A 25,007-nucleotide genomic window follows, 5' to 3' on the forward strand; every position below is an offset into this window, starting at 1 on the left:
GCTTGGATGGCTCCGACTGACCAACCCCACGAAAACTTCATCTTCCCTGAAGAAGTTCTGCCTCGCGGTAACGCACTTTAAAAAAATCAGGATTTGGATTTCATATTCATTTAGTTTTTTTAAATTAATCTGAAATCCAAATCCCTACTCCCTGGCGCAGGCGCGGTACTCCCGTGCCCTACTAGGGAACAAAAAACCCAAAATCCAAAATCTAAAATCGTTGGAGGTTCTACCGGGTGGTAACGCTCTCTAATTCCTACGCAAGCGGTCGCGACCAAGAATCCTCCGGGTTCGCTTGGTGGTCTGGCAACGCTCGTTTGATCAATCTCTCCGGCAAACTGCTGGGCGCCCACGTCGCTCACGCTGGCTTGATCGTGTTCTGGGCCGGTGCAATGACTTTGTTTGAAGTCGCTCACTTTATCCCAGAAAAGCCCATGTACGAACAGGGCTTAATTTTGATGCCCCACGTCGCTACTTTGGGTTGGGGCGTAGGCCCCGGCGGTGAAGTCACTGATATCTTCCCGTTCTTCGTAGTCGGCGTTCTTCACTTGATTTCATCTGCTGTTCTCGGTTTGGGCGGCATTTATCACGCCGTTCGCGGCCCGGAAGTTCTCGAAGAATACTCTTCGTTCTTCGGCTACGACTGGAAAGATAAGAACCAGATGACCAACATCATCGGCTATCACCTAATTTTGTTGGGTGGCGGTTGCTTGCTGCTGGTTGCTAAGGCCATGTTCTTCGGCGGTGTCTATGACACTTGGGCTCCAGGCGGCGGGGACGTGCGTATTATCACGAACCCCACTCTGAACCCGGCTGTGATTTTTGGCTACTTGGTTCGCTCTCCTTTTGGTGGCGAAGGCTGGATTGTCAGCGTCAACAACATGGAAGACATCATCGGCGGTCACATCTGGCTGGGCCTGATTTGTATCGCTGGCGGTGTTTGGCACATTTTGACCAAGCCTTTCGGCTGGGCTCGCCGTGCCTTAATCTGGTCTGGCGAAGCTTACCTGTCTTACAGCTTGGGTGCTTTGTCCCTGATGGGCTTCATCGCTTGCTGCTTTGTCTGGTTCAACAACACTGCTTACCCCAGCGAATTCTACGGCCCGACGGGCCCGGAAGCTTCTCAAGCGCAAGCTTTGACCTTCCTGATCCGCGACCAACGCTTGGGTGCTAACGTCGGTTCTGCACAAGGCCCCACCGGTCTGGGTAAATACCTGATGCGCTCTCCTACTGGCGAAATCATTTTCGGCGGTGAAACGATGCGTTTCTGGGATTTCCAAGGCCCTTGGTTGGAACCCTTGCGCGGTACTAACGGTTTGGACTTGAACAAAATCAAGAATGACATTCAGCCTTGGCAAGCTCGCCGCGCTGCTGAGTACATGACTCACGCTCCTTTGGGTTCTTTGAACTCTGTGGGCGGTGTGGCGACTGAAGTTAACTCGTTTAACTTCACTTCTCCTCGTTCTTGGCTGGCCTGTTTCCACTTTGTGATGGGTTTCTTCTTCTTGGTCGGCCACTTGTGGCACGCTGGTCGCGCTCGCGCGGCTGTCGCTGGCTTTGAGAAGGGTATCGATCGCGAAAATGAACCAGTGCTGGCTATGCCAGACTTAGACTAATCGATCGAATTTATTTCTGATTTGATTGTCTAGTTGAAAAAGGCTCCTGCTTAACGGCAGGAGCTTTTTTTTGATCTAAAAATATCTCAAAAAGCTGCGGATTGTCGATCGACTGTTCTCCGAACCCGCTAGCTGCAGATACAATCCTAGACCTACAAACCCGGTTTCTGAGTTAACCTGTTGAATTCCATGCTGTTTCTTTCCGTCAGCTCGTTCCTCAGCCAGGTTTTGCATCCAGAACTGAGATATTTCGGTGCGACTTTCATCGCTGGCGGTGAATAACTCTACAAGTCTTGAAACTTGACAATTTTAATCTTTTGGGGTATAGAGCTTGCAACGCAGGCTCTACAAAGTTTATATTTAAAGTAGAAAAGTTGTAATCCCACACAAATGGAAAGTTGCACTGAAAAGTTGCAATTTTAAGGCAGATCGCTACAGGTGCAAAACTAATCGACGATCGCCATCAGGATATTTATATTTTATTAAATGGCTGTGCTTGCCGAATTTTTTAACAGGCACAAAACTTTTGGGCCGCTTACTATTATTGCTAGGAAAGCAAAAAATTAATAATGGACTCATTAAAGATCGAAAATGTCAAGGTGAGGTTCGATCGAGCAAATTTGCTCGAACGCATCGCCAACCGCATTCGCCACTCTCTAGAACTACCCGAAATTCTCAGCGCAACAGCAGCCGAAGTTCAATCCTTCTTGGGAACAGACAGAGTAAAAATCTACAAATTTCATAGCGACGGTAGCGGTGAAGTGATTGCCGAATCAATTAACGGCAACCGCTTGCCCTCCCTATTGGGTTTGCATTTTCCAGCAGACGATATTCCCCCTCACGCCCGCGAACTGTTCGCCCAAGTACAGGTGCGATCGATCGTCGATATAGATTCCGGGCAGCTAGGCCAAAGTCCGCGCCGCGAGGCGGTTTCCGGCCAACTACTGCCCGACGAAATGTACTTTCGTGCAGTTGACCCCTGCCACGCTGAATACTTGACTGCACTGGGCGTCAAGGCTTGCTTAGTAGTACCAATTTTTCACGGCGAAGAATTCTGGGGGTTGTTGGTATCTCACCACTCCGAGTCCCGGAGTGTGGCAGAAAACGAACTCCAAGGCGTTCAGATGGTAGCAGATCAGCTTGGCGTCGCCATAACCCAATCAACCCTCCTGGCCCGAGCGATGGCGAAAGCTCAACGGGAAGCTGCCGTCAACCGCGTCGCCGCAGCCCTTAACTCCCAGCCAGCGATTGAACTCCAAACAGCTTTGGCAGAATCGGTAGCAGCACTAGATGCAGCCGGCGGCAGGCTGTGCATTTTCGCCACACCATTCGTTTCCGACAGCAGCCCGGTTACGAATCTAGTTCCCTATTCGGATAACTCCACTGGCGAACTCACAGTCTACACTTGCGGCTCAGGGCCGAAGATGCCAATTTCGGCAAAATACCCGCAGGTTGAGCAATACAGCGTCTGGCACGAATATTTTAAATCCGGCCAGCAACAGGTTTGGGCAATTCCCGACTTGTACCAAATTAGCAGTTTGAGAAGCCTGCAACCTGCATTTCGATCGACCAAAATTCGCAGCATTTTAATCGTACCGCTCAGAGCCCGCCAGCAAATATTCGGTTACTTGACCATTTTTCGAGAAGAATTTGACACCGAAACTCTCTGGGCTAGACAGTTTGATAGCGACGCGCGGCTCGCCCAATCTCGGATATCTTTTGAAGCGTGGAAAGAATCAAAAACTGCCCAAATTCGCGAATGGAAGGGTGAAGAAATTGAATTGCTCCAAATTTTGGGCACGCACTTTTCTAATGCTATTAACCACTACCAACTCGATCAACAAATAGAGGAACTTAACACAAACTTAGAAAATCAAGTTCAAAAGCGCACCGCTCAACTACAGCAGTTGACCCAACAGCAGCAAGTGCTGTTTGAAGTGGTGGCTAAAATGCGGAAATCCCTCGACTTGAACAAGATTTTTAGCACGATGTCCCAGGAAGTGCGACGGGCTTTAAATGCCGATCGAGTGGCAGTTTACCGCTTCGATTCCGCATCAGAATTTAAGGACGGCGAATTCGTTGCCGAAGATGTTTTGCCAGATTTTGTGTCAGCAATGGCAGTCAAAGTACACGATCGCTGCTTTGGAGAAAACTACGCCAATCTTTACTCTCAGGGGCGAGTTCACGCCATGTCCGACATCAGACAAGCCGGACTGCAAGATTGCTTTCAGAAAGTCTTGGAGCAATTTCAGGTCAAAGCTACTTTAGTTGCACCGATTATGAAAGGCAACGACCTTTGGGGGTTGCTTTGCGTACACCAATGTTCGGCTCCCCGCAACTGGGAATCTTCCGAAATTAAGTTTGCTACCCAAATTTCCGCTCAGCTAAGCATCGCTTTAGAACAAGCAGATTTGCTCGCTCAAACTCAGCAGCAAGCAGTTGAGTTGCACCGGGCAGCAGAGCAGGAGCGAATACTGTTTGAGGTAGTTGCTAAGATTCGACAATCTCTCGATTTAGATACAATTTTTCGTACTACAACTACAGAATTGCGGCGGATATTAAAAGCCGATAGAGTTGGAATTTATCGCTTCGATCCGAGTTTAAACTTTAATGAAGGCGAATTTATTACCGAAGATGTTTTGCCTGGTTTTTCTTCGGCAATGAATGTAAAAGTTCGCGATCATTTTTTTAGCGAAAAATATGCCAAAAAATATAGTCAGGGACAGATACAAGTGCTACAAGATATCGAAAATTCTGGACTTTCAGACTGCCATGTTGCTCTTTTAGCTCAATTTCAAATTAGAGCTCAGGTGATTATGCCGCTGATGAATGGCAGCGAACTTTGGGGTTTGCTGTGCGTGCACCAGTGCAGCGGTTTGCGCCATTGGAACACTTCGGAAATTCAGTTTGCTACGCAAGTTGGAATTCAGTTGAGTGTAGGATTAGAACAAGCAGATTTGTTGGCTAAAACGCGGCAGCAATCAGTTGATTTGCAGTGGGCATCCGAGCAACAGCGGATACTGTTTGAAGTGGTGGCTAAGATTCGAGAATCTCTCGATATCAACGCGATTTTTAAGACTGCTACTCAAGAAGTTTGTCAGTTTATGCAAGTCGATAGAATAGCGGTTTATCGCTTAAATCCTGATTTTAGCGGTCAATATATTGCCGAGTTTGTAAAAAATGGCTGGATGAAATGGGTAGGGGAAGGTATCAATACGGCTTGGCAAGATACTTATTTGCAGTCAAACCAAGGCGGCAAGTATCTGAATAATGAAACTATAGCCGTTGACGATATCTATCAAGCTTGTCACTCCGAGTGTAATGTCCGTATTTTAGAGCAATTTCAGGTGAAGGCTTATGCGATCGCGCCGATTTTTGTAGGACAAGAACTTTGGGGTTTATTGACAGCCTATCAACATTCTGGGCCCCGCTGTTGGGAAAGTTCAGAAGTTAACTTTTTAGCTCAGATTGCCAATCAGTTAGGCGTAGCTATCCAACAAGCCGATTTGCTCGCTCAAACCCGACGCCAAGCAGAACAAATCGCTCAAAGTTTAAAGGATTTGCAGCAGACTCAAGCTCAATTGATTCAAACTGAAAAAATGTCTGGTTTGGGGCAACTGGTAGCCGGGATTGCTCACGAAATTAACAATCCGGTTAATTTTATTTACGGCAATCTCAATCACGCTAGTGAATATACTGCTAGCTTACTGAGCTTGCTGGAACTTTACCAGCAGCAATATCCAGATTATAGTCCTGAAATAGACAAATTGAGTGAAGATATTGACTTGGAATTTCTGCTAGAAGATTTGCCAAAATTGCTATTGTCAATGAAGGTGGGAGCCGATCGCATCCGTCAAATAGTTCTGTCTTTAAGGAATTTCTCTCGTCTTGACGAAAGTCAAATGAAGGCGGTTGATATTCACGAGGGCATTGACAGCACGCTGTTAATTTTACAGCACAGGCTGAAATCTAATGCGGACAGTTCAAACATTGTGCTAGTGAAAGAATACGGCATTTTGCCTCGAGTTGAGTGTTATGCGGGACAGTTGAATCAGGTATTCATGAATGTAATTGGGAATGCGATCGATGCTTTGGAATCGCACAAGTTGCGCGCTGGTCAATCTGTAGCTCCTCAAATTAAAATCTCGACTGCTGTCGGTCAACTTAATGGTACTATTCCTAGCGCGCTGATTCGGATTTCTGATAACGGTACGGGAATTTCGGAATCTATGAGACAACGCATATTTGACCCTTTTTTCACGACTAAGGCAGTGGGAAAAGGTACTGGATTGGGACTGTCAATTAGTTACCAAATTGTGGTAGAGAAACACGGCGGTGTTTTAAAATGCAATTCGGAATTGGGGAAAGGTACTGAGTTTGCGATCGAGATTCCGCTTCGACAGCAGTCATTAGTCATTAGTCATTAGTCATTAGTCATTATTGTTGTAAAATCCAGCAAACAGTCAACACTCAACAATCACGCAGGGTGCAGCCGGAATTGATATAATTCATCTGGGTGCATCTGTGTTTATCTGCCCTCATCTGCGGTAAAAAAAAGAGAATTTATGAACCGCCCCGGACAAGGGATGCACGCTGATTCACGCAGATGCAGAGAAGAGATATATGATATCCAATCCGTTAGCATTGAAATAGTAAATTCGAGTTCACTGTTCACGGCGTTGACTGTTAACGGCGTTGACTGTCAACCGTCAACAGTCAACATCATGTATGAGTGTTACCAAAAATGATATGAATAATTCCGATGCTAAAAGATTTGGAATCAGGCTCGATCGTGCGTATGCGATCGCATAGCCCGGTTGCGGCATCGCGGATGACAGTTGCCTAAGTCCTGGTACAAAAAGATGCCTATTTAATTGACTTTCATAGATTAGTTTCCCTCTTTTGTAGTTCTTGTTGGAGAGTATTCTTGACACGATCGTACTCATCCTCGATTTCAGCCAATAGGGTTGAGGCTCGATCTAGTTCACCAGAGGTACTCATAACTTCTAACCTGCTACAAAGCTCGGCGAGAGGAGCTGCGCTTAGATTTGCACTACTGCCTTTGAGGGTATGAGCCACTCGCTTTAGGGTTTGAGTATCCGCTTGAGCGATCGCTAATTTCATAGCTTGTAGCAACTTTAGAGATTCCTCAAAGTAGCAATTCGCCAGCAAGCTCAAAATCTGGCTTGAATCTTGATCGATGCTGCTACAGAAGGCTTGCAGTTCTGTGAGGTTAACCGCTGGCATCTCAATTTCTGGCTTGTTGCTATCTGATTCCTCCTTTTGGGCCTCCTGCTGCGGTTCCGGGCTGGGTGGACACTGACTCAGCGCTTGGTGAAGAACCTCTACTCGAATTGGTTTACTGATATAGTCATTCATGCCAGCATCAAGACAAACCTGGCGATCGCCCTGCATGGCATTCGCCGTCATGGCAATAATCCTGGGACGAGTATGAGCCGGCCACTCCTGGCAAATACGACGGGTGGCTTCTAGTCCATCCATCTCTGGCATTTGTACATCCATCAGCACGACATCATAAGGCTGGCGATTCAGGGCTTCCAAAACTTCCAATCCATTGGCCGCAACATCGGCCCGGTATCCCAAACGCTCTAACAGCAGCAGTGCCACCTTCTGATTTACCAGATGATCTTCTGCTAAAAGAATTCGCAGTGGGAGTCTCTGGGCCAGTTTCATATCATCCTGAACAGATATAGGAAGTTGTTGTTGAACTTTTTTCGGTTGAGCTTGTAGCACATGGATCAGTATTTGATAGAGCTGGGATTGTTTGATAGGTTTGCTTAAAAAAGCGGCAAAGTGGGTGGAAAGCGCTGAAGAACTCGCTTCTGGGTAGCCCATTGAAGTCAGCAACACTAGGGGTAAACGGTGGCACTTAGGATGCTGGTGGATGGCTGAGGCGAGTGTGAGACCGTCGATTTGTGGCATTTGCATATCTAAAATAGCCACATCAAAGGTTTCTCCACTCTCAAGCCAGTTGAGCGCTTCGACAGCCGATTGGGCAGCTAGACTCTGCATCCCCCAAGTCTCTGCTTGCAACGTCAGAATTTGTCGGTTAGTGGGCTGGTCATCCACGATTAATAAACGCTTGCCAGATAGTTCTGGTACCATTTCCATCGGTTCCGCTAACTCAGTAGCCACAGAGGATGCCACAATCGTGAAGTAGAACGTAGAACCCATTGTGACTCGATTAAGGTTAGTGGCTTGCCATTTTTGTGAAGGGGTTCCTCCGATGTTGCCTCGGCTTTCAACCCAGATCGTGCCGTTCATAGTTTCACTAAGTCGCTTACTAATCGCCAAACCTAAACCAGTCCCTCCATACTGCCGAGTCGTCGAAGCATCTACTTGACTAAAAGACTTGAACAGTCGATCGAGCCGATTGGCTGGAATACCAATGCCTGTATCTTGAATGGCAAACTGGATTTCATACAAGCTTTCTGACAAGTTTCCTGGCTCAGAAATTGTTTTGTCAGAATCAACTAGAGAGGCTTCTACGGAAATGGTAACTTCCCCAGTTTCAGTAAACTTAATCGCATTGTTGAGCAAGTTAACTAGAATCTGACGCAGACGGGTGACATCACCCAAAATCAACTTAGGAGTCTGGGGCTGGATGAAGTAGCCCAACTCAATATCCTTCTCATCTGCTTTAACTGCAAGTTGGTCGATCGCACCTTCTATGCAATCTCTCAAGCTCAAGGGATGCTTTTCTAGCTCCAGTTTGCCCGACTCAATTTTGGAGAAGTCCAGGATGTCGTTGATGATACTCAGGAGGGTATCCCCACTATTGCGAATCGTCTCGATAAAGTCTCGCTGTTGAGCCTTGAGTTCTGTATCCAGCAGTAGTCCCGTCATACCAATAACCGCATTCATGGGAGTGCGAATTTCATGGCTCATCATCGCCAGAAACTCACTTTTGGCTCGGTTCGCAGCTTCTGCTTCCCGTCTAGTTTGCTCCAGGGCAAAGTTTTTCAGAGTTAATTCTTCTCGTTGTCGAGTTTCTTGCTCTAGTAATTGGGCTTGAGCTAGGGCAATTCCTACTTGAGCCGCCACTGATTCTAGCAACTCGATTTGATCGGTAGTCCAATGACGGTAGCGATCGCACTGGTGCAAACAAATGGCACCATTCGGTTCTCCTTGGTAAGAGGTTCGCACTGCTAATGTCGATCTCAATTTGAGACTGGTACAAATTGAATGAGCACAGGTGAGCAATGATTCGCAGTAGACATCCGGGGAGGCGATCGCTTCATCTTGAGCCATCAACCGTTTTGTATAAGCAGGACTGGCCACCAGAATGTCATGCTCCCCGCTGGGGGCACATCCCACTGCTAGATACTCTGCAACGACAGGAAACTGAGGCAGTGGATTGTCCTGGTATGTGCTAATTAAACAGCGACTCACCCCAAAAGTTTGCCCAATCTGAATAGCAGCCGTTGCAAATATCTGCTCAGCATTAAGGCTTTGACGAATTTCTTGGGTAATTTGCTTCAGCAGTAGGGCTTTTTGCAACTGTCGTTGTAGTGCTTCTTCTGCCTGCTTGCGATCGCTAATATCCTTCATGAAGCAATGATGTCCAACAAACACATTTTGCTCGTCATAAGCAGAGACCATCACCACTTGTTTATAGAAGCTAGAGCCATTTTTTCGCATTCCCCTAGCTTCGGCTTCGACTCTGCCCTCTCTCAACATTTGCTCATAAGCAGCCCCCATCTTCTCAACATCTTCAGGATGAACGGTTCTTTGCCACTCCATCCCTAGCATTTCCTCGGGCTGATATCCACAGATGGCAGCATAAGTCACATTGACAGAGATATAGCGTCCTTGAGGGTTCAGCCGAGAAATCCCTGCCACGGCATTTTCTAGCGCCGCACTCATTTGTTGCAGTTCCGCTTCGGCTCGTTTGCGATCGCTAATTTCAATTAGAATGCAACCCACTGCTATAGGATGCTCTGCATCCTTGAAAATGGGAAACTGAGAAACGAGCCAGTAGCGCTGGGCACCTGTTCGACTGGTTACTTCTGTGCTAATTTCCAAGTTTATGGAAGGTTTTCCTGTCGTTAAAACCTGTTGTAACAGTGCATTTACACCAGGAGCAAATTGCCCCAATATCTCATCGGTTGTCTTACCTAAGTGAGCCTCCACAGAGAGGCCATTAATTTCAGCTAGTGCCTCATTGATTTGTAAAAATCGAAACTGCCGATCGTATATACACAGCCCCACCCCTGCTAGGGAAGCTCCTTTAAAGAAAGCATTCAATAATTGCTCTCTGGCTTGAATTTCCTGCTCTAACTGTTTGCGGTTCGTAATATCGCTTTGAGAACCAGTCATGCGGACAACTCTGCCCGCTTCATCCGAAAGCGCTTGCCCTCGAGCCAAAATCCATTTGTAGCTCCCATCCTTGCAAAGCACTCGATGTTCTGTAATATAAAAGGGAGTTTGGCGCTGAAAGTGATCTTGAATTGCTTGCATCACCCATCCGATATCGTCGGGATGAACTCGCTTGCTCCATTCCTCTAATTGATTGGGAATTTCATGATCCTCGTAGCCCAACATCTCTTTCCAGCGAGCCGAGAAGAATACTTCATTGGTGTTGACGTTCCAATCCCATACCCCATCATTACTACCGCGTAGGGCGAGTTCCCACCGCTCTTCACTCGCTTGCAGAGCGACTTCTGCCTGATGCCGTTCAATTTCACTACCAATCCATTGAGCCATCAGCTTCAATAATTCCACATGGGCAGATTTAAAGCTGTCTGCACGGGGAGATTTACTAGAAAAGCTGAGGGTACTGTAGACTTTGCCTGCAACTAACACTCGTGTTCCAATATAAGCTTCTATGCCAAGGGCAAGATAGGCAGGATGGTAATGCCATTTGGAGATTCCTATATGTTCGATGTTTAGGGGTTCATTTGTGTCTAAAGCTTCACAGCACAAAGTTTCCTTAATATCAAAGACATCACCTGGTTTCAGGACTCGATCGGGCGATCGCGCCACCATCACCTCATAAGTATTATCTTGCACACGAGCCAAGATGCCACTTTCTAGCCCAAAATTCTGACATCCCATCTCAATCAACGCTTGGATGCGCTGCTCAAAATTGAGATTTTGGGTAGCAGTGACTTCATATAAAGCTCGTATCGCCGCCTCTCTTGTTCTTAGTTCAGCTTCGGCTTGTTTACGTCTCTTAATTTCAGCTTTCAGGGAGAGATTGATTTTGGATAATGTTTGTGTTCGTTCTTGAACCCGCTGTTCTAATGTAGCGTTGGCGTGTTTAATCTCCCTAAATTTTTGATTAAGCACGATTCCCATCAATTGAAAATTTCTAGCAAGCTCATTGATTTCTGTAACAGAGCTATGTTTCCATTCAAATGTTTCTTCTGAAAGCTTGTTGGGTAAGTCAGTTGTCGCAATAGCTAAATAGGATAATGGCTTTACCAGTCGTTCGCTTACCAGCGTGGCAAACAAAAATGCCAACATTGTGATGACGAGTAGAATGCTAAAGTCAGCCTTGTAACGATTTTGTAATTTTTTGACATAGGGAGCGGCTGGAATTTCTAAGCGTACTCTCCAGTCCAGCTCGGAGCTAATTGTAAATTCCTCTATATACAGAGAGTTTTTCCAACGGATCATCGGATTGTTGCCATTGCTAGGAAGCCACTGCTGCAAGGTTCCCTCTAAGGTGCGAGTGCTGCCGTTCTTTGACTCCTCAAGACTGGTCCAAAGCTTTTGGTCGGATTGATTACTCGCAATGACTTTGTTGTTTTGATCTAGCAATGTAATGCGAACTTTCTGATTGTTTCTCTGGAAAATGTAGAGAGATTTTATCTTGCTCAATCCTAATGAACCGTGGATAACTCCAATAAAACGACCTTGAACTTGCAGGGGAACATTTAATCCTACATGAGGTTCATCCATTAATAAATCTTTGTGGATAGAAGTCATCCAAGGTCTCGATCGCTCTTGAGCCAGGGTAATCAGATATTTATGTTCTCTGCTTTCTTCGAGCAACCGCCGACGGGTTGGATTAAAAGGAGAAGAAGCCGCTAAAATTGTTCCCGATTCATCGGTAGCATAAATTTTGTCGAAATCTGGCAACAACTGCTCGATCAGGCTAATTTGTTGTTGTAGCTGTTCGGATGATTGAATCCCTGTATTAGCAGCAGTGGTGGCTTCAGGTATGAGCGATTCTTCAGCTAATGTATTCAAAGCTAAGAGATGTCGCTGATGCCATCTAGATATGGCGCTAGTGATAGTTTTTGCGTTGGTTTGTAACTCCGTTTGCACCGTGGTTTGGATTTGACTAACAAAGTACCTACCATCAAAAACTAATAGTATCACTCCTGGAATAAATACAAAAGCTACCAACAAATGAAAAATTGTTTGTTGTAAAGAAAGGGCGATATATTTTGAAGCACTAATCCACCGATAAATCGGCGCATAGGAAATGATTAAACTGGCAACTAAGGCATTGAAAATGCCGTTTACTGCTTGTTTGCACATAACGAGGATAGCCTGATTCGCATCCATCTGCATCATTTGACCGTAGAAAAGCCAAACGAGGGGCATTCCAATTAAGAACCAGTAAATTCCATCGAATAACAGGATATTTGGCTGTTTGCACTTCTTGCAAAGAAACCCTACAAACAGAGTCTCCATCACCAAAATAATCGTGGCGTATGGATGATGCCAAAGGATATAAGTATAGCTGCCTGCAATTAGACCAGCCAAGCCTCCCCAGCCCCAGCCGAAGTAATAAGTAATAATTAGTATGGGAATACTGCCAAAGAGGAAATCAACCCCAAAGAAAAGAGACAAATTGCAATGGTTGCCCAGAAAACCGGCAGCAGTCAGAAGGGCGATCGCACCAAACCATCTTTGATCACGCACTCAGATCGACCCTCCCATAAACTTCTAGAATTGCTACTTGCTGAATATGAACTGATTCTGATAAAAAATCTTCGTAGAGGCACTCTCGTTATTTCCCTGACAGTTTCCATGAAGGTCGCAGAACCGCTTATTTAGGCTTTAAGACTAAAATCAAGGCTTACTCATGTAGGAGTTGAGTTCTCGATCGACTTTTTTTAATATGGTTCACGAACCAATCTATAGCAATCCTAAATGATTCGTGTAATTCTTGTAGGGGCAAACCCCCCGTGGTTGCCCCGATGCAGGTTGGGGTAGGCACGGGGAGTAGGGGTAGCACTACCCCTACATATTTTTACAAATGATGCGAGGATTGCTATAGCAATTGTTCATTAAGCTTAATGACTAACGAAAGGCTCGATCCTTTGATTTTCAGCTCTTGTTTAACTTCACTCAGTGCTTTAATAAATTTGGTATGCGCCGCTGCATTGTTAGATGCAACCGGGCATTTGTATCTTTGCCTAAAAAAATCTTCAAACTCTAATTTTTGTGCTATGTACAAGTCTAAAAAATCTACAATACCTTTTATTTCTTCCTGGCCACGGTTTGCCAACATGGCATTCACTAAGCTATTGAGTTGCTCAATCAATTGTTTATGGTGGTGGCCAATTTTTGGAATAACAATTATTAAGCAATCCTTCCAAATGACGAGAGGCATAGTTTTTACCCTGATGATTTAACGGGTGAATTCATTGACTGTATGAATCTTGGTGCAAAAAGTATTACGACCTTTGTCTTTGGCTTGATAAAGTGCTGCATCGGCAGCAGCAATTAAAGTTTCAGGCCGACTCTCTTGGGTAGGAATTACACTGGTAATACCGAAGCTGAGCGTAATGCAATGATGCGGAGAACTCTTATGGACTATTGCTAAAGCTTGGATGCGATCCTGCATTTGCTTAACGATTTGGACGGCTCCCTCAAGCTCGGTGTCGGATAAAATCACTACAAATTCTTCACCTCCATAACGTGCTACTAAATCTCCAGCTCGATTAATACTGCGATTGAGAGTTGCCGCAACTTGCTTTAAACATAGATCCCCTGCTTGGTGTCCATAAGTATCGTTGTAAGGCTTGAACAAATCTATATCACACAAAATCAGTGACAAAGGAGTTTGCTGCCTCGTCATGCGTCGCCACTCCTCCTCTAGCTGTTGGTCAAACTGACGGCGATTGGCAATCTGAGTCAAACCGTCAATTGACGCGAGGTATTTTAATTGTCGATTGGCGGCTTCTAGCTGTTTGTAAAGTAGGGTTTGTTGCTGTTGCAAATGGAATTGCTGAATCAACCGTCGTACTCTCTGTCGCAGAACAGCCCAGTGAATGGGCTTAGTGATATAGTCAGCAGCTCCCGCTGCAAACGCTCGATCGACAGATTCTTTGTCTTCCAAGCTAGTAATCATCAAAATAGGTGGGCGATCGCTCTCAGGCACTTCAGATAATTTTTGACAACAAGCAAAACCATCCATAGTAGGCATCACTGCATCTAGCAGGATCAAGTCTGGATGTACTTCCTCATAAGCTGCTAGCCCTGTCAACCCATCCGTAGCTTCGGCCACTCGGTATTTTTCCTTCTGTAAATACAGTCGAAGTTGTAAACGCATCAAGGCATCGTCATCCACAATCAGAATTAGAGAGGACTGTTCCGTAGATGGGTTAGTTGAAATGGCTGACTCTTCTAATGATTGATACATACGTCATGGTGTATCTCAAGCTTTGGAAACATTCTAGCCTAGCATATTTTGAGCTTGGGATGGAAAGTGAAAAATTGACCAATATGTCATAAATTATACACTAGCTAAGCTGCATCAACAAAATCCTAGGCAGCGTCGGGTTTGTTAAACCAACAGCCACAGTCTACTTAAAATTTATCGCTTTTTTTGGGGATATAAAGTCTGGTAACTTGCGCTAATTTTTGTAAATATGTAATTATTTTTGGGAGCATTAAACACTTTTTACAAAGTCGAGCGATCTTTGACGAACGATCGCCAGTTATCCCGCGATCGCCACTGGAATAATATGCTATATTTCTCAACTTAATTCAGCCTTTTTCAGGTGCATCAAATTCTTACCTCATCTTTGAGCGATCGTCCGAGCTATTTTTGGGGAATACATCTGATGGTCACACGATCCCGTATAGATTCGCCCTTGGTTGAGCGTTTGTTCGCACCAGGCAGCTCTGACTGCAAAAAGGCGTAAGCTTTGTTAAGAAACATTTATAGCGTTTTGCGCGCTCTCGGATAGGTTGTTTCTCTGCTTTCTCCCAATAATCGCCCCAAATAGTGTCTAAACTCCTGTCTTTGGGCTTGAGTAGGAAACACATCGTCAAAGCGTTGACACTATCTTTCAAAGCATGGGATCATGGATGTCCCAAGTGTTGATCTCATCAGATTCCATCAGGAAAGACACTAACCTCAAAAGTTGACTCTATATATCTTAGCTCTATTTCTCACTCTATTTTGGGCTAAAGTCCCACTATTAAAAATAGAAGCTATACTATAATCACTGGAAACAGTAAATTAACTTAATGGAGATCACTGACTATGGAAGTAGCACTGCCTGATTTTTCTCAAAGCTTTCAAAAAACGAAAGAAGTTTGGACTGAGCAAGTCGAAAAAGCAGTGAATTCTACTTCAGAAGCAACAGCACAAGCTAAATATTCTCTCTCCGAAACTGCGTCTCAGGCAAAAGAAGCTCTTACTCAAACTACAAATTCTGCCGTTAATACTGTTAATCAAGCTACGAACAATGCTTTAGGTAATGTAGCGGAGAAAACCGAAAAAGCGAGACTTTCTATATCGGAAATTGCGAATCAAGCAGTTAGTCGCGTCAGTGAAAGTACCAACAAAGCTGTTAATGCTGTTTCTCAGTCCGCGGCAACTGCTAAAGAAACTATTAATCAAACTACTAACTCTGCGCTCAATACTCTGAATCAAAGCACTAGCCAAGCTGTAGAGAGTGTAAATCAAGCTACAGAAAAGGCTAAGGCTTCATTAGAAGATAGCATTAACAAGGCGGGAAATATGAGCGATGCCGCTTCAGATGCCATCAAAAATGCTATCAATGGTACTGTTAAAGATTGGATTGACTCTCACCCTGTAGTCTTCTGGTTGGTGAGTCATCCGCTGATATCTTTAGCAGTGATACTGTTATTTGTATTCATTATATTGGGTCTTTTTCAGGCTTTAAGTAGATTTTTTGCTGGAGGATGGTTATTTGTTCTGCAAAGCCCTGGAAAATTTATGCAAGGGGTTTTGAGTGTCGGCTCTAAATCTGTAAGTAATGTCGGTGGAGTGGCTGTAAACTCATTAGTTTCACAGAATCCCGAATACAAAAATAATTCAGGTTTACAATTGAGGGGAGTTGCATCAAACAGTTTGGAGTCTCAAGAACGACTTGCTAATATTTTGACAAGGTTGGAGGCAATTCGAGAAGAGCAGAATCAGCTTTTACAAGAAGCGTCGGCTATTTTAGGCAACAAATTTAAGGCAGAGTGAGAAGGTGTGGCGCGATCGCAACTCGTGGTAAATTTAAGACATCCAGGCTTTCCATCAAAGCCAGATAAATAAAGGCTTGTAGTCGATCGCTCAAAACGCCATGCCCGATTCCGAATTTTCCGATGATTTAAAATGGACGCCAGAAGCCAAGGCGAAGCTGAAAAATATTCCCTATTTTGTCCGGGGACAAGCTCGCGTCCGCATCGAGCAGTTGGCCCGCGAAGCCGAAACCGAAGTCGTCACCGTTGACTTAGTTGAGCAAGCTCGTATTGAGTTTGGGCAATAAGGGCTCGAAATGTACCCTAAAGCTTTACACTATAATTTGCCTGATTTTGATGTTCACAGAGCTACTGAGTCACCCGTGCGGAAAATAGTTATTGCTGGCAACTGGAAAATGTACAAAACTAGGACTGAATCCCTAGAATTTCTTCAAGGATTCATGTCCTGCCTGACGGAAACCCCAGAGGAACGGGAAGTCGTGCTTTGCGTTCCCTTCACTTCCTTGGCTGTCCTCTCGAAAAATTTGCACGGCAGCCGGATTAGACTCGGTGCTCAGAACGTTCACTGGCAAGAGTCTGGAGCTTTTACTGGGGAAATTTCCGGGCCAATGCTTAGTGAACTTGGTGTCCGTTATGTCATCATCGGCCACAGCGAACGGCGCCAATATTTTGGGGAAACTGACGAAACGGTGAATTTGCGGCTGAAAGCTGCTCAGAAATACGATTTAATTCCGATTCTGTGCGTTGGGGAAACCAAGCAGCAGCGAGATGCAGGGGAAACTGAATCTCACATTTTTTCTCAGTTGGCAAAAGATTTGGTTGGTGTTGACCAGCAGAAATTGGTAATTGCTTACGAACCGATTTGGGCCATTGGCACTGGCGATACTTGCGAAACGAAGGAAGCTAACCGAGTTATTGGTTTGATTCGCAGTAAATTGACTAATCCTGACGTGCCAATTCAGTACGGTGGCTCTGTTAAACCGGAGAATATTGATGAAGTTATGGCGATGCCTGAGATTGACGGGGTTCTGGTAGGCGGTGCGAGTTTGGAAGCTGCGAGTTTTGCTCGAATTGTCAATTATCAGTAATTAGGTAATTGCTAATTGCTAATTGGTAATTGTTAATTGGTAATTGGAACAAGGCAGCGGGAATTAAACAGCGATCGCCTACAATTGTGATGTGCCGTTCAGTGTTTCTCGGATCGGGAGAATTAACCTATGACTGCGATCGTTAAACCCAAACCCGCCTTAGACGAGTTCCTCAAACTTCCTGAAACTGAACCGGCCTCAGAATTTCTTGAGGGAGAAATCATTCAGAAGCCGATGCCTCAAGGTGAACACAGCGTACTTCAAGGTGAACTCTGCAAGACTATCAATCAAGTAGCGAAAACTCGGAAAATTGCCAATGCTTTTCCCGAGTTGCGCTGCACTTTTGGCGAGGCATCAATCGTGCCAGATGTAGCAGTATTCCTATGGGAAAGAATTCCTTTTTTGCCGTCGGGTAGAATTGCTAACCGCTTTGACATTAATCCTGACTGGTCGATAGAAATTCTGTCTCCAAACCAAAGCCAAACAAAAGTGCTGAGTAACTTACTCCACTGTTCGCGAAACGGCACTGAGTTGGGGTGGTTACTAGATCCAGAAGAAGAGAGTATTTTGGCAGTATTTCCAGGACAAAAAGTAGAACTGTACAAAGGTGCAGCTCGGTTGCCAATAATTGATAAAATTGAATTAGAATTGACAGTTGATACTGTTTTTAGCTGGTTGAGTTTTGGTTGAACAGTCTTGGACGCATTAAGACTCAAAGAAACCGGGTTTTTTACAGAATCTGTGGGTGGAAACGAAATATTGTCGTGAAAAAACCCGGTTTCTGGCTACCCGTGCGTTCAGTCAGATATCAAATCCCACGATCGCCATGACAAATAACCCAGAAAAAATTACCATTAGAAATAAAGTTTTTGATTGGGGAAAACGCACTTATTTAATGGGCGTTTTGAACGTAACCCCTGACAGTTTTAGTGACGGCGGAGATTTCTATACCATAGAATCTGCTTTGGCGCAAGCGGAAAACATGGTAAAATGTGGAGTTGATATTATTGATATTGGCGGTCAATCTACTCGGCCCGGTGCAGTGGAAATATCATTAGGAGATGAGATCGATCGCGTTATACCTGTAGTACAAACACTGCGACAAAAAGCCGATATTTTTGGCTCAGTTCCTATTTCAGTCGATACTACCAGAGCGCAGGTTGCGAAAGCTGCGGTAGAGGCGGGAGCTGATATCATCAATGATATTTCGGGAGCGACTTTTGACTCGGAAATGCTGTCAACGGTTGCTCAGTTAAAAGTGCCAATAATTTTGATGCACATTCGGGGAACTCCCCAGACGATGCAACAACTGACAGATTATCGGGATTTAATGGGGGAAATTGGGGAATTTTTCGAGAGTAGAATTGCGGCAGCAGTTGCGGCGGGGATTGACAAATCTCAAATAATTCTCGACCCTGGTATTGGCTTTGCTAAGAATTACAGTCAAAACTTAGAAATTCTGCGAGAGTTGCGAAAATTCCGTGTTTTAAACTGTCCGATTTTAGTCGGAGTATCGCGAAAAAGCTTCATCGGTCACATTTTGAATCAGCCAGAAGCGAAACAAAGAGTTTGGGGGACAGCGGCGGCTTGTACAGGTGCGATCGCAAATTTGGCAGATATCTTGCGAGTTCACGATGTCAGAGAAATGCACGATGTTTGTCTGGTTGCCGACGCTATCTTCAGAAATCAGTCTTGAGAAGTGGGAGTATCAATAACTTTCATTTCCCCGCCCTCAGAATGAATCACATCGGGCATAGAACCCATCAGCTCGCCCAAAGCTTCTGTCATGCTCCTGGGGTCCATAAACAGAATTTTGGCATTGTCGCTTTCGCCCAATTTTTGTTGAGCATCCAAGTATTTTTCTGTTACTAAGTAATTCAAAACTTGCTTGCTATTGGGATGGGAGTCTAAAGCTTCAACTAAGAGCCTCATATACTCCTTAGTGCCGATCGCCTTATTGACCATTGCTTGCCACTCGCTCTTAGTGGCGCGCTCCAATTCCATAGCTTCTTGCACCCTTTTCGGAGGTGTAATGCTTTGAATTTCTACGCGAATTACTTTGACGCCCCAAGGTTGAGTAGCTTCGTCTAACTTCTTGAGTAACTTTTTATTCATGTCATCTCGGGAACCCAAGATGTCTTGCATTGGCAATCGACCAATTTCAGCGCGAAACGTCGTTAAAACTAAGTTGGCGATCGCATTTTCAATTTGATCTATTCCATAATAAGCTTTCTCTAAAGTCACAACCCGCCAATACACCACGGCATCGACTTCTAGAGCCACATTATCTCCCGTGATTGCTGACTGAGGTTTAATATCTAAAACTCTTTCACGGGTTGTGTCCACGCAGACGACTTTTTCGACCAGGGGACTGATAAAGTGGAATCCTGGCTTGAGGGTGCGCTTGTATTGACCCAAACGTTCCACTAAAGCTTCGTCGCCACCGCTGACTATTTTGACGCTTGAGTTAACAGCGTAGCCGAGGATGAGCGCAAAGAGCATGGTAAGAATAGACTGCCCCATTTCTATTTTCCTGCTAAGGTTGACTGAGAATCGATCGGAATTCTACTCTAATTTAACTCAAACTCGGCCCCGCAGTGCTAAAATATCTCGACTGTTGCGACAAGGTAAATTATTTTTTGTAAATTCCCGGAACAACCCGACCAAACAGGATACCATAGGAGATGCCAGCAAAAAACAACCATCATGACTCGCTTGAGTCACCCCCCGAGAAGCCTGTAAACTCCTCTCGGTTTCCCAAAAGACCCTTAGAAACTGGGACGAAGCAGGAAAAATCAAGACAATTAGAACTCCTACCAACCAGCGACGTTACGACATTGACTCAGTGTTCAGTGACGGACTCCATCCAAGAATCACCGCCCTCTACTGCCGAGTTAGCAGGGCCACACAAAAAGAAGACCTCAACCGACAAATCAGCTACCTCCAAGGAATCTACCCGCAAGGCCAAGTCTTCCAAGATATCGGAGGGGGACTCAATTTCAAAAGAAAAAGTCTTCTTGCCCTTTTGGGACAAGTCATGTCAGGAACTATCAGCCCAATTGTGGTCTTCCACCTTGACCGACTCGCAAGGTTTGGTTGTGACCTCATCAGAGGGGTGTGCGAACAAAACGATTGCAAACTCGTGGTTCTCGGTCGCACAGAACTATCTCCAGAAAGAGAAATCATTGAAGATATCCTTGCCATCATCCACGTATTCAGTTGCCGATTGTACGGACTCCGCAAGTACAAATCTACTATCAAAGAAGATCCGAGTTTACCCGGAAACGAAATTAGCAGCAACCTGGAGAACTTGGATAGCTGCTAGTCGGTGGTGTTACAACCAAGCAATTGCTATCCTCAAAACCCAGAAAATTGGTAAATACGCTCTGCGAAAGCAGATTATGGATAGCGCGCCAGATTGGGTAAAACTACAACCTTACAATCCCAGACAGCTAGCAGTATTTCAAGCATTTGAAGCCCACAAAGCTGCTAAAAAGTCGGGAGGTTCAGCTAAATTCAGAACCTGTCGAGATACGTCTCAAACCATTAGATTTCAAACTGACAACTGGAAATCAAGTACGTTTTACCCTCAAGGGACCAAAGGCTTAAGCTTTAAGTCAGCAGAACCAATTTTGGATGTCATGCAGCACGAGCCAAGCCTAAGCTTAATTAACGGTCAGTGGTTTGTAAGTTATGCAGTCAAGCAAAGCAAGCCTGCTGCGACAGACTCAAGACTGGCTGTGGCACTCGACCCCGGTGTAAGAACTTTTATGACGGGTTTCGACGGGCAGGAGGTACTAGAGGTGGGCAAGTATGATATTGGCAGAATCTACCGTCTTGCTAGGCATCTAGATAAAATAATGAGTCGAATCGGCAACAGCAAGGGGAGAAGTTTTAAACGACTTCGCTATTGCTTGAGAAAAGCTGCATCTAAAATCAGAAACCAAATTAAAAATTTGGTTTCTGAATTGCACAAAAAAACGGCGAAATATCTGTGTGACAAATACAAGGTAATCTTTCTGCCGACTTTCGAGACTCAGCAGATGGTGAAGAAAGGCAAGCGTCGCCTGACTGCGAAAACAGCTAGAGCGATGGTGACTTTGAGTCACTATAAATTCAAACAAACGTTGAAGCATCAAGCAGCCAAACATGGTTGTGTTGTAGTAGACGTAACAGAAGAGTATACATCTAAGACCTGTTCAAAGTGCGGTCACATTCATACAAAACTAGGAGGCAAAAAGCATTTTGCTTGCCCCTCCTGCGGTCACAAACTAGACCGGGATACCAATGGCGCTTTTAACATTTTGTTGAAAGCTTTGAGAGATACCTCTTTGACTGGAATTCTTGCTGATTTCCAAGTCTTACCATACTCAGCAATCTCGGACTTCCGGGAATTGCCGGGTTAAATGTATCTGTTAATAACTAACTATTTCATCGGGTGGGCCCCATCGGCTCCGACTCTTACGGCGCTAGTGAAACCCAGGATATCAACAACACGTTTCCACAAAAGACATGAAAAACGATCGAGAGTTTCCCTGGTTAAAACCTTTGAGGTGGATTGCCCCAAGCATTTTGGTGGGTGCAGGAATCTGGAGTGTCGCAGTGGCCGAACCGGCCGGGGCTGAGACAATCGCCCTGCAACTCTCGCAAAACTTGCAGTCGCAGAACTTGCAGCCCCCACGCCGAGGCCCTGCTGTTCGGGAAGTTATGTCCTACGAGATGAAGGGAGACGAACTCAGGATTTGCAAGCAGGAAGGCAACTCCGAGAAAAAGTGCCAAGTTGTAGGTAAAGGCTACACCGTGGGTTTGAGAACTGCCAACGACCTTTACGGTCAAGGAAACGCTGTCAATGCCGAAGCTTTGTACCGACAACTAATCGCTCGCTATCCCAAAGAAGCGGATGCTTATTACAAGTTGGGAACTATGCTGTCGGGGCAAGGTAAAATGAGCGAGGCGATCGTTCTATTCCAAAAAGCAATTGAAGTCAACCCGAAGCACGCCAAAGCTCACAACGATTTAGGCGTGGCGATGGCAAGTCAGGGGCAGTTGCCCGAGGCAATTGTTCAGTGGAGACAAGCCGTTAAAATTAACGATCGATATCCCGATGCTTTAAACAATTTAGGAGTCGGTTTGTACCAGCAAGGAGACAAGGAAAACCAAGCGGAGGCGGTAGCCAGCCTCAAAAAAGCTAAGGAGTTATTTATCAAGCAAGGTAGAACTCAAGCTGCTAACAGAGTAGAGAAAATCTTGGAGGAAATTAATTCGCGATCCAGCGAATCCTAAACTCAACCGCCGATCGCCGATTGAAAGAAAAAAAATCTTGGGCGATCGGCGTGAATCAGCGTTCAGCGGCGGTTAAACACCCCCAAAAACGAGAATCTAAAGCATTTCCTTCAAAACTTGTATAATCAAATCCCCATCCACCCGATCGCTCACAGCAGCCTCACCCAAGCGCACCGGCAGCACAAACCGCACCTTGCCATCCTGCACCTTCTTGTCCAGTTGCAAAGTATGCAAAATTTCCTCAACATCCACACCCGCCGGCAATTTGGCAGGTAAACCCGCTTTTTCAAGTAAAGCAGACTGGCGGCGATCGTACTCAGCATCCCACATTCCCAACTCCACAGCCAACCGGCTTGACGCAGCCATGCCGATAGCCACTCCTTCCCCGTGATTGATCACCTTGTAATTGGTCAAACTTTCCACAGCATGACCGATGGTGTGTCCGTAATTCAAAATCGCCCGCAAACCCGATTCCTTCTCGTCTTTGCTGACCACCTCAGCCTTAGCTTGGCAAGACCTGCTCAAAATTTCTGCCAACAAATCCGCCTTCACATAGCGCATTTGATCCAAACGCTTGCAATTCTCCAACTTCCCGAAAAGTTCAGCATCCCAAATCACCCCGTACTTGATGACTTCCGCCATCGCCGACCGAAACTCCCTCGCCGGCAGAGTTTTGAGTACATCCGGGTCAATCAAAACCAAACGTGGCTGGTGAAAAGCCCCGATTAAATTCTTCCCTAAAGGATGATTTACCCCCGTTTTGCCGCCGATAGAAGCATCAACCATCGCCAGCAGCGAAGTCGGAACCTGCACGACATTAATTCCCCGCAGCCAAGTCGCCGCCGCAAAACCCGTCATATCGCCAACCACCCCGCCGCCCAAAGCCACCATTGTCGAGGAACGTTCTAAGCGGTTTTCCAAAGCCGCACCGTAAATTTTCTGTACCGAATTTAAAGTTTTGTACTGTTCTCCCGGTGGTAAAATGCAGCTACTGACTTCCAGACCGGCTGATTCGAGGGCTGCTGTTGCTCTTTCGCCGTACTGCCGAAAAATCGACTGATTCGACACCAGCAGCACTTTTTTGCCCAAACTTAAATCGCCCATCAGACTGCCGAGTTCGTCTAAACCGCCCGATCGCACGCAAACATTGTAAGATTGTGGCCCCAAGTCAACTTTAATTATGGATTGCATATTTATCTAATTTAGATATTAGATTTTAGATTATAGTTCTTATATGTCTTTTTATTGATTGTTTTGGAGAAATTGCCATGACTCTTAGCGGAGCAATAACTTATTTTGGGATCTTTGGCGGCATGATCGGCTTGGCGACAGTGCTGATGTTTGGTCTGCGGGCTGTCAAACTCATCTAATTTGCTAATTTAGATGTTTCAACCAGAGGATTTAATCTCTGGCAAAAGTATCAGTTCGACAACGTATTTGCGCCAAAAATCTCTAGGTTTATCTGTAGATTGACGGCGCAAATGCTTCATTTCATAAAACTTTTGGATTGAACGATCGTGCTTATTCTAATTGACGAGCATCTTCAGCAGGTGGATGCCAACCACCTTCTACCCAAAACCTGCGCGATCGCCGAATCGAATCCTCTTCATCATAACGTTCATCATTAAGGTCAAGCCGATTGCAAGTTGCTCGACCTATGGGAGTTTTAGGGACAATATTTAGGCCATCTGCTGTCCAGATAAAATGTTCTGACCACTGCTGCTGACGAGGATTAAATAATAAACATTCTTGCTGAGTTTCCTGGTCAATTCCGTTGGTAAAATTGTAGTGGCGTTCGTTGCAGCGACGGCAAGCTAATGCTAAATTTTCACTGTCATCAGATCCGCCTAGAGATTTGGGCATGAGATGATCTATGGTAAAGCGATCTGGGCTTAGATATTCTGGAGAGTGGCAGTATTCGCAGAGATATTTAGCTCGTTGTCGTATAAATTGTCGAGTGCGATCGGACACCATTTAGCTTGAGTGGAAAGTTGGGCGTTAATCAAGGTAAAAATTCGGGATAGTTCGATGATGCCAGCTAATTCGGGAATTTCATCGACAGTTAACAAATCTAGTCTTTTTCTCTCTAGCAGTTCTTCCATGCGAGATTGGAGATCGTCGGTAAATCTGAATAAGTAAATATTCCCAAATTCTACCATTTTGATGCCTTGGGGCATCAAAGAAGAAGGTTTTACCATTAATTGAGTATTCATAGGAATAACAGCTCTCAGATACTCTTGGAATATTGTAGCTTATCCGTTGTTAAGTGAATTTAAGGAAAGAGCGATCGCACTTGTTGTAAAATTCGATGCTCCTGATTAATTACAAGATGCGTTCTAATTGAGTCGATCGCACTTGTGGCAATTTCTCAGCCCCAGTCGTATCAAAAACGATCGCGTGTTTAGCCGTCGGCAACAACCGCTGTAAAATCTGGATATATCCCTCCGCATCGCCCCGACGGTGGAACCGAGCAACCACCAATCGCTGCATATTTGGCAATTGTCGCACGATACACCAGGGATGAGTGTTTAATTTGGGCTTGGATGTTGGTATCATAGGTTGACATACTCCCCAGCCTGAAGGCGTGGGGATT

General features: G+C 45.2%; 18 protein-coding genes and 2 pseudogenes. 11 read left to right on the forward strand and 9 right to left on the reverse strand.

Translation table 11 applies throughout. The annotated features are described in order from the left end of the window. Positions 1-236 precede the first annotated feature (236 nt). Positions 237-1,616, forward strand: coding sequence for a photosystem II reaction center protein CP43 (psbC, locus tag QUB51_RS23840; protein ID WP_333057369.1), 1,380 nt, complete (start codon positions 237-239; stop codon positions 1,614-1,616). A 569-nt stretch (positions 1,617-2,185) separates the two neighbouring features. Beyond that, positions 2,186-6,043, forward strand: a complete 3,858-nt coding sequence (locus tag QUB51_RS23845; protein ID WP_333263530.1) for a GAF domain-containing protein — start codon at positions 2,186-2,188, stop codon at positions 6,041-6,043. Positions 6,044-6,497: 454 nt separating this feature from the next. Here QUB51_RS23845 and QUB51_RS23850 read toward each other — a convergent pair whose 3' ends face one another. From QUB51_RS23850 to QUB51_RS30475, 4 genes and pseudogenes are all read right to left on the reverse strand, one after another. Then, entirely contained in the window at positions 6,498-12,515 is a 6,018-nt protein-coding gene (locus QUB51_RS23850) for a response regulator (protein ID WP_333211448.1), read from the reverse strand. A 352-nt stretch (positions 12,516-12,867) separates the two neighbouring features. Next, positions 12,868-13,209 (reverse strand): hemerythrin domain-containing protein, encoded by a 342-nt coding sequence (locus tag QUB51_RS23855; RefSeq protein ID WP_333057372.1) that lies wholly within the window; start codon positions 13,207-13,209, stop codon positions 12,868-12,870. A gap of 18 nt (positions 13,210-13,227) precedes the next feature. Then, entirely contained in the window at positions 13,228-14,241 is a 1,014-nt protein-coding gene (locus QUB51_RS23860) for a diguanylate cyclase (protein ID WP_333057373.1), read from the reverse strand. A gap of 516 nt (positions 14,242-14,757) precedes the next feature. Continuing rightward, positions 14,758-14,934: pseudogene (locus QUB51_RS30475) on the reverse strand (IS701 family transposase); the annotation flags it as partial. A gap of 156 nt (positions 14,935-15,090) precedes the next feature. Between QUB51_RS30475 and QUB51_RS23865 the strand changes: the two are divergent. The 5 genes from QUB51_RS23865 to folP all read left to right on the forward strand — a co-directional run bounded on the left by QUB51_RS23865 (position 15,091) and on the right by folP (position 18,827). Then, positions 15,091-16,044 carry a hypothetical protein gene (locus QUB51_RS23865; RefSeq protein WP_333211450.1) on the forward strand — a complete coding sequence of 318 codons (954 nt, stop codon included), beginning with the start codon at positions 15,091-15,093 and terminating at the stop codon, positions 16,042-16,044. Positions 16,045-16,144: 100 nt separating this feature from the next. After that, complete coding sequence (locus QUB51_RS23870; protein ID WP_006633749.1) at positions 16,145-16,330, forward strand: PCP reductase family protein; 186 nt, start codon at positions 16,145-16,147, stop codon at positions 16,328-16,330. Positions 16,331-16,405: 75 nt separating this feature from the next. Beyond that, positions 16,406-17,131: a triose-phosphate isomerase gene (gene tpiA, locus QUB51_RS23875; RefSeq protein ID WP_333057405.1), complete on the forward strand. Its 726-nt coding sequence runs from the start codon at positions 16,406-16,408 to the stop codon at positions 17,129-17,131. Positions 17,132-17,260: 129 nt separating this feature from the next. Continuing rightward, a complete protein-coding gene (locus tag QUB51_RS23880) occupies positions 17,261-17,821 on the forward strand; it encodes a Uma2 family endonuclease (protein ID WP_333057375.1) in 561 nt (186 codons plus the stop codon). 136 nt (positions 17,822-17,957) lie between these two features. Next, positions 17,958-18,827, forward strand: coding sequence for a dihydropteroate synthase (gene folP, locus QUB51_RS23885; protein WP_333211453.1), 870 nt, complete (start codon positions 17,958-17,960; stop codon positions 18,825-18,827). Here the strand turns inward: folP and QUB51_RS23890 are convergent. After that, entirely contained in the window at positions 18,818-19,654 is an 837-nt protein-coding gene (locus QUB51_RS23890) for a stomatin-like protein (protein WP_333057376.1), read from the reverse strand. The two genes, folP and QUB51_RS23890, sit on opposite strands and share 10 nt — an antisense overlap. A 196-nt stretch (positions 19,655-19,850) precedes the next feature. Between QUB51_RS23890 and QUB51_RS23895 the strand changes: the two are divergent. The 3 genes and pseudogenes from QUB51_RS23895 to QUB51_RS23905 all read left to right on the forward strand — a co-directional run. Beyond that, a pseudogene (locus tag QUB51_RS23895) lies at positions 19,851-20,456 on the forward strand (IS607 family transposase); the annotation flags it as partial. Next, complete coding sequence (locus QUB51_RS23900) at positions 20,398-21,537, forward strand: transposase (protein ID WP_333211475.1); 1,140 nt, start codon at positions 20,398-20,400, stop codon at positions 21,535-21,537. The pseudogene QUB51_RS23895 and the gene QUB51_RS23900, both read left to right, overlap by 59 nt. 106 nt (positions 21,538-21,643) lie before the next feature. Then, positions 21,644-22,414, forward strand: a complete 771-nt coding sequence (locus tag QUB51_RS23905) for a tetratricopeptide repeat protein (protein WP_333057377.1) — start codon at positions 21,644-21,646, stop codon at positions 22,412-22,414. 96 nt (positions 22,415-22,510) lie between these two features. Here the strand turns inward: QUB51_RS23905 and aroB are convergent, their stop codons facing one another. Beyond that, positions 22,511-23,605 (reverse strand): 3-dehydroquinate synthase, encoded by a 1,095-nt coding sequence (gene aroB / locus QUB51_RS23910; protein ID WP_333233912.1) that lies wholly within the window; start codon positions 23,603-23,605, stop codon positions 22,511-22,513. Positions 23,606-23,682: 77 nt separating this feature from the next. Here aroB and petL point away from each other — a divergent pair, with 77 nt between their 5' ends. Next, complete coding sequence (petL, locus tag QUB51_RS23915; protein ID WP_006633742.1) at positions 23,683-23,784, forward strand: cytochrome b6-f complex subunit PetL; 102 nt, start codon at positions 23,683-23,685, stop codon at positions 23,782-23,784. 151 nt (positions 23,785-23,935) lie between these two features. Here petL and QUB51_RS23920 read toward each other — a convergent pair whose 3' ends face one another. The 3 genes from QUB51_RS23920 to QUB51_RS23930 form a co-directional block, all read right to left on the reverse strand. Further along, positions 23,936-24,277 (reverse strand): HNH endonuclease, encoded by a 342-nt coding sequence (locus tag QUB51_RS23920; RefSeq protein ID WP_333057379.1) that lies wholly within the window; start codon positions 24,275-24,277, stop codon positions 23,936-23,938. Between the two features lie 29 nt (positions 24,278-24,306). Next, positions 24,307-24,627 carry a hypothetical protein gene (locus QUB51_RS23925; RefSeq protein ID WP_333211457.1) on the reverse strand — a complete coding sequence of 107 codons (321 nt, stop codon included), beginning with the start codon at positions 24,625-24,627 and terminating at the stop codon, positions 24,307-24,309. A gap of 109 nt (positions 24,628-24,736) precedes the next feature. Further along, positions 24,737-24,970 (reverse strand): hypothetical protein, encoded by a 234-nt coding sequence (locus QUB51_RS23930; protein ID WP_333057381.1) that lies wholly within the window; start codon positions 24,968-24,970, stop codon positions 24,737-24,739. Positions 24,971-25,007: the final 37 nt, after the last annotated feature.

Source organism: Microcoleus sp. AT8-A3, assembly GCF_036705675.1.
Taxonomy (GTDB): domain Bacteria; phylum Cyanobacteriota; class Cyanobacteriia; order Cyanobacteriales; family Microcoleaceae; genus Microcoleus.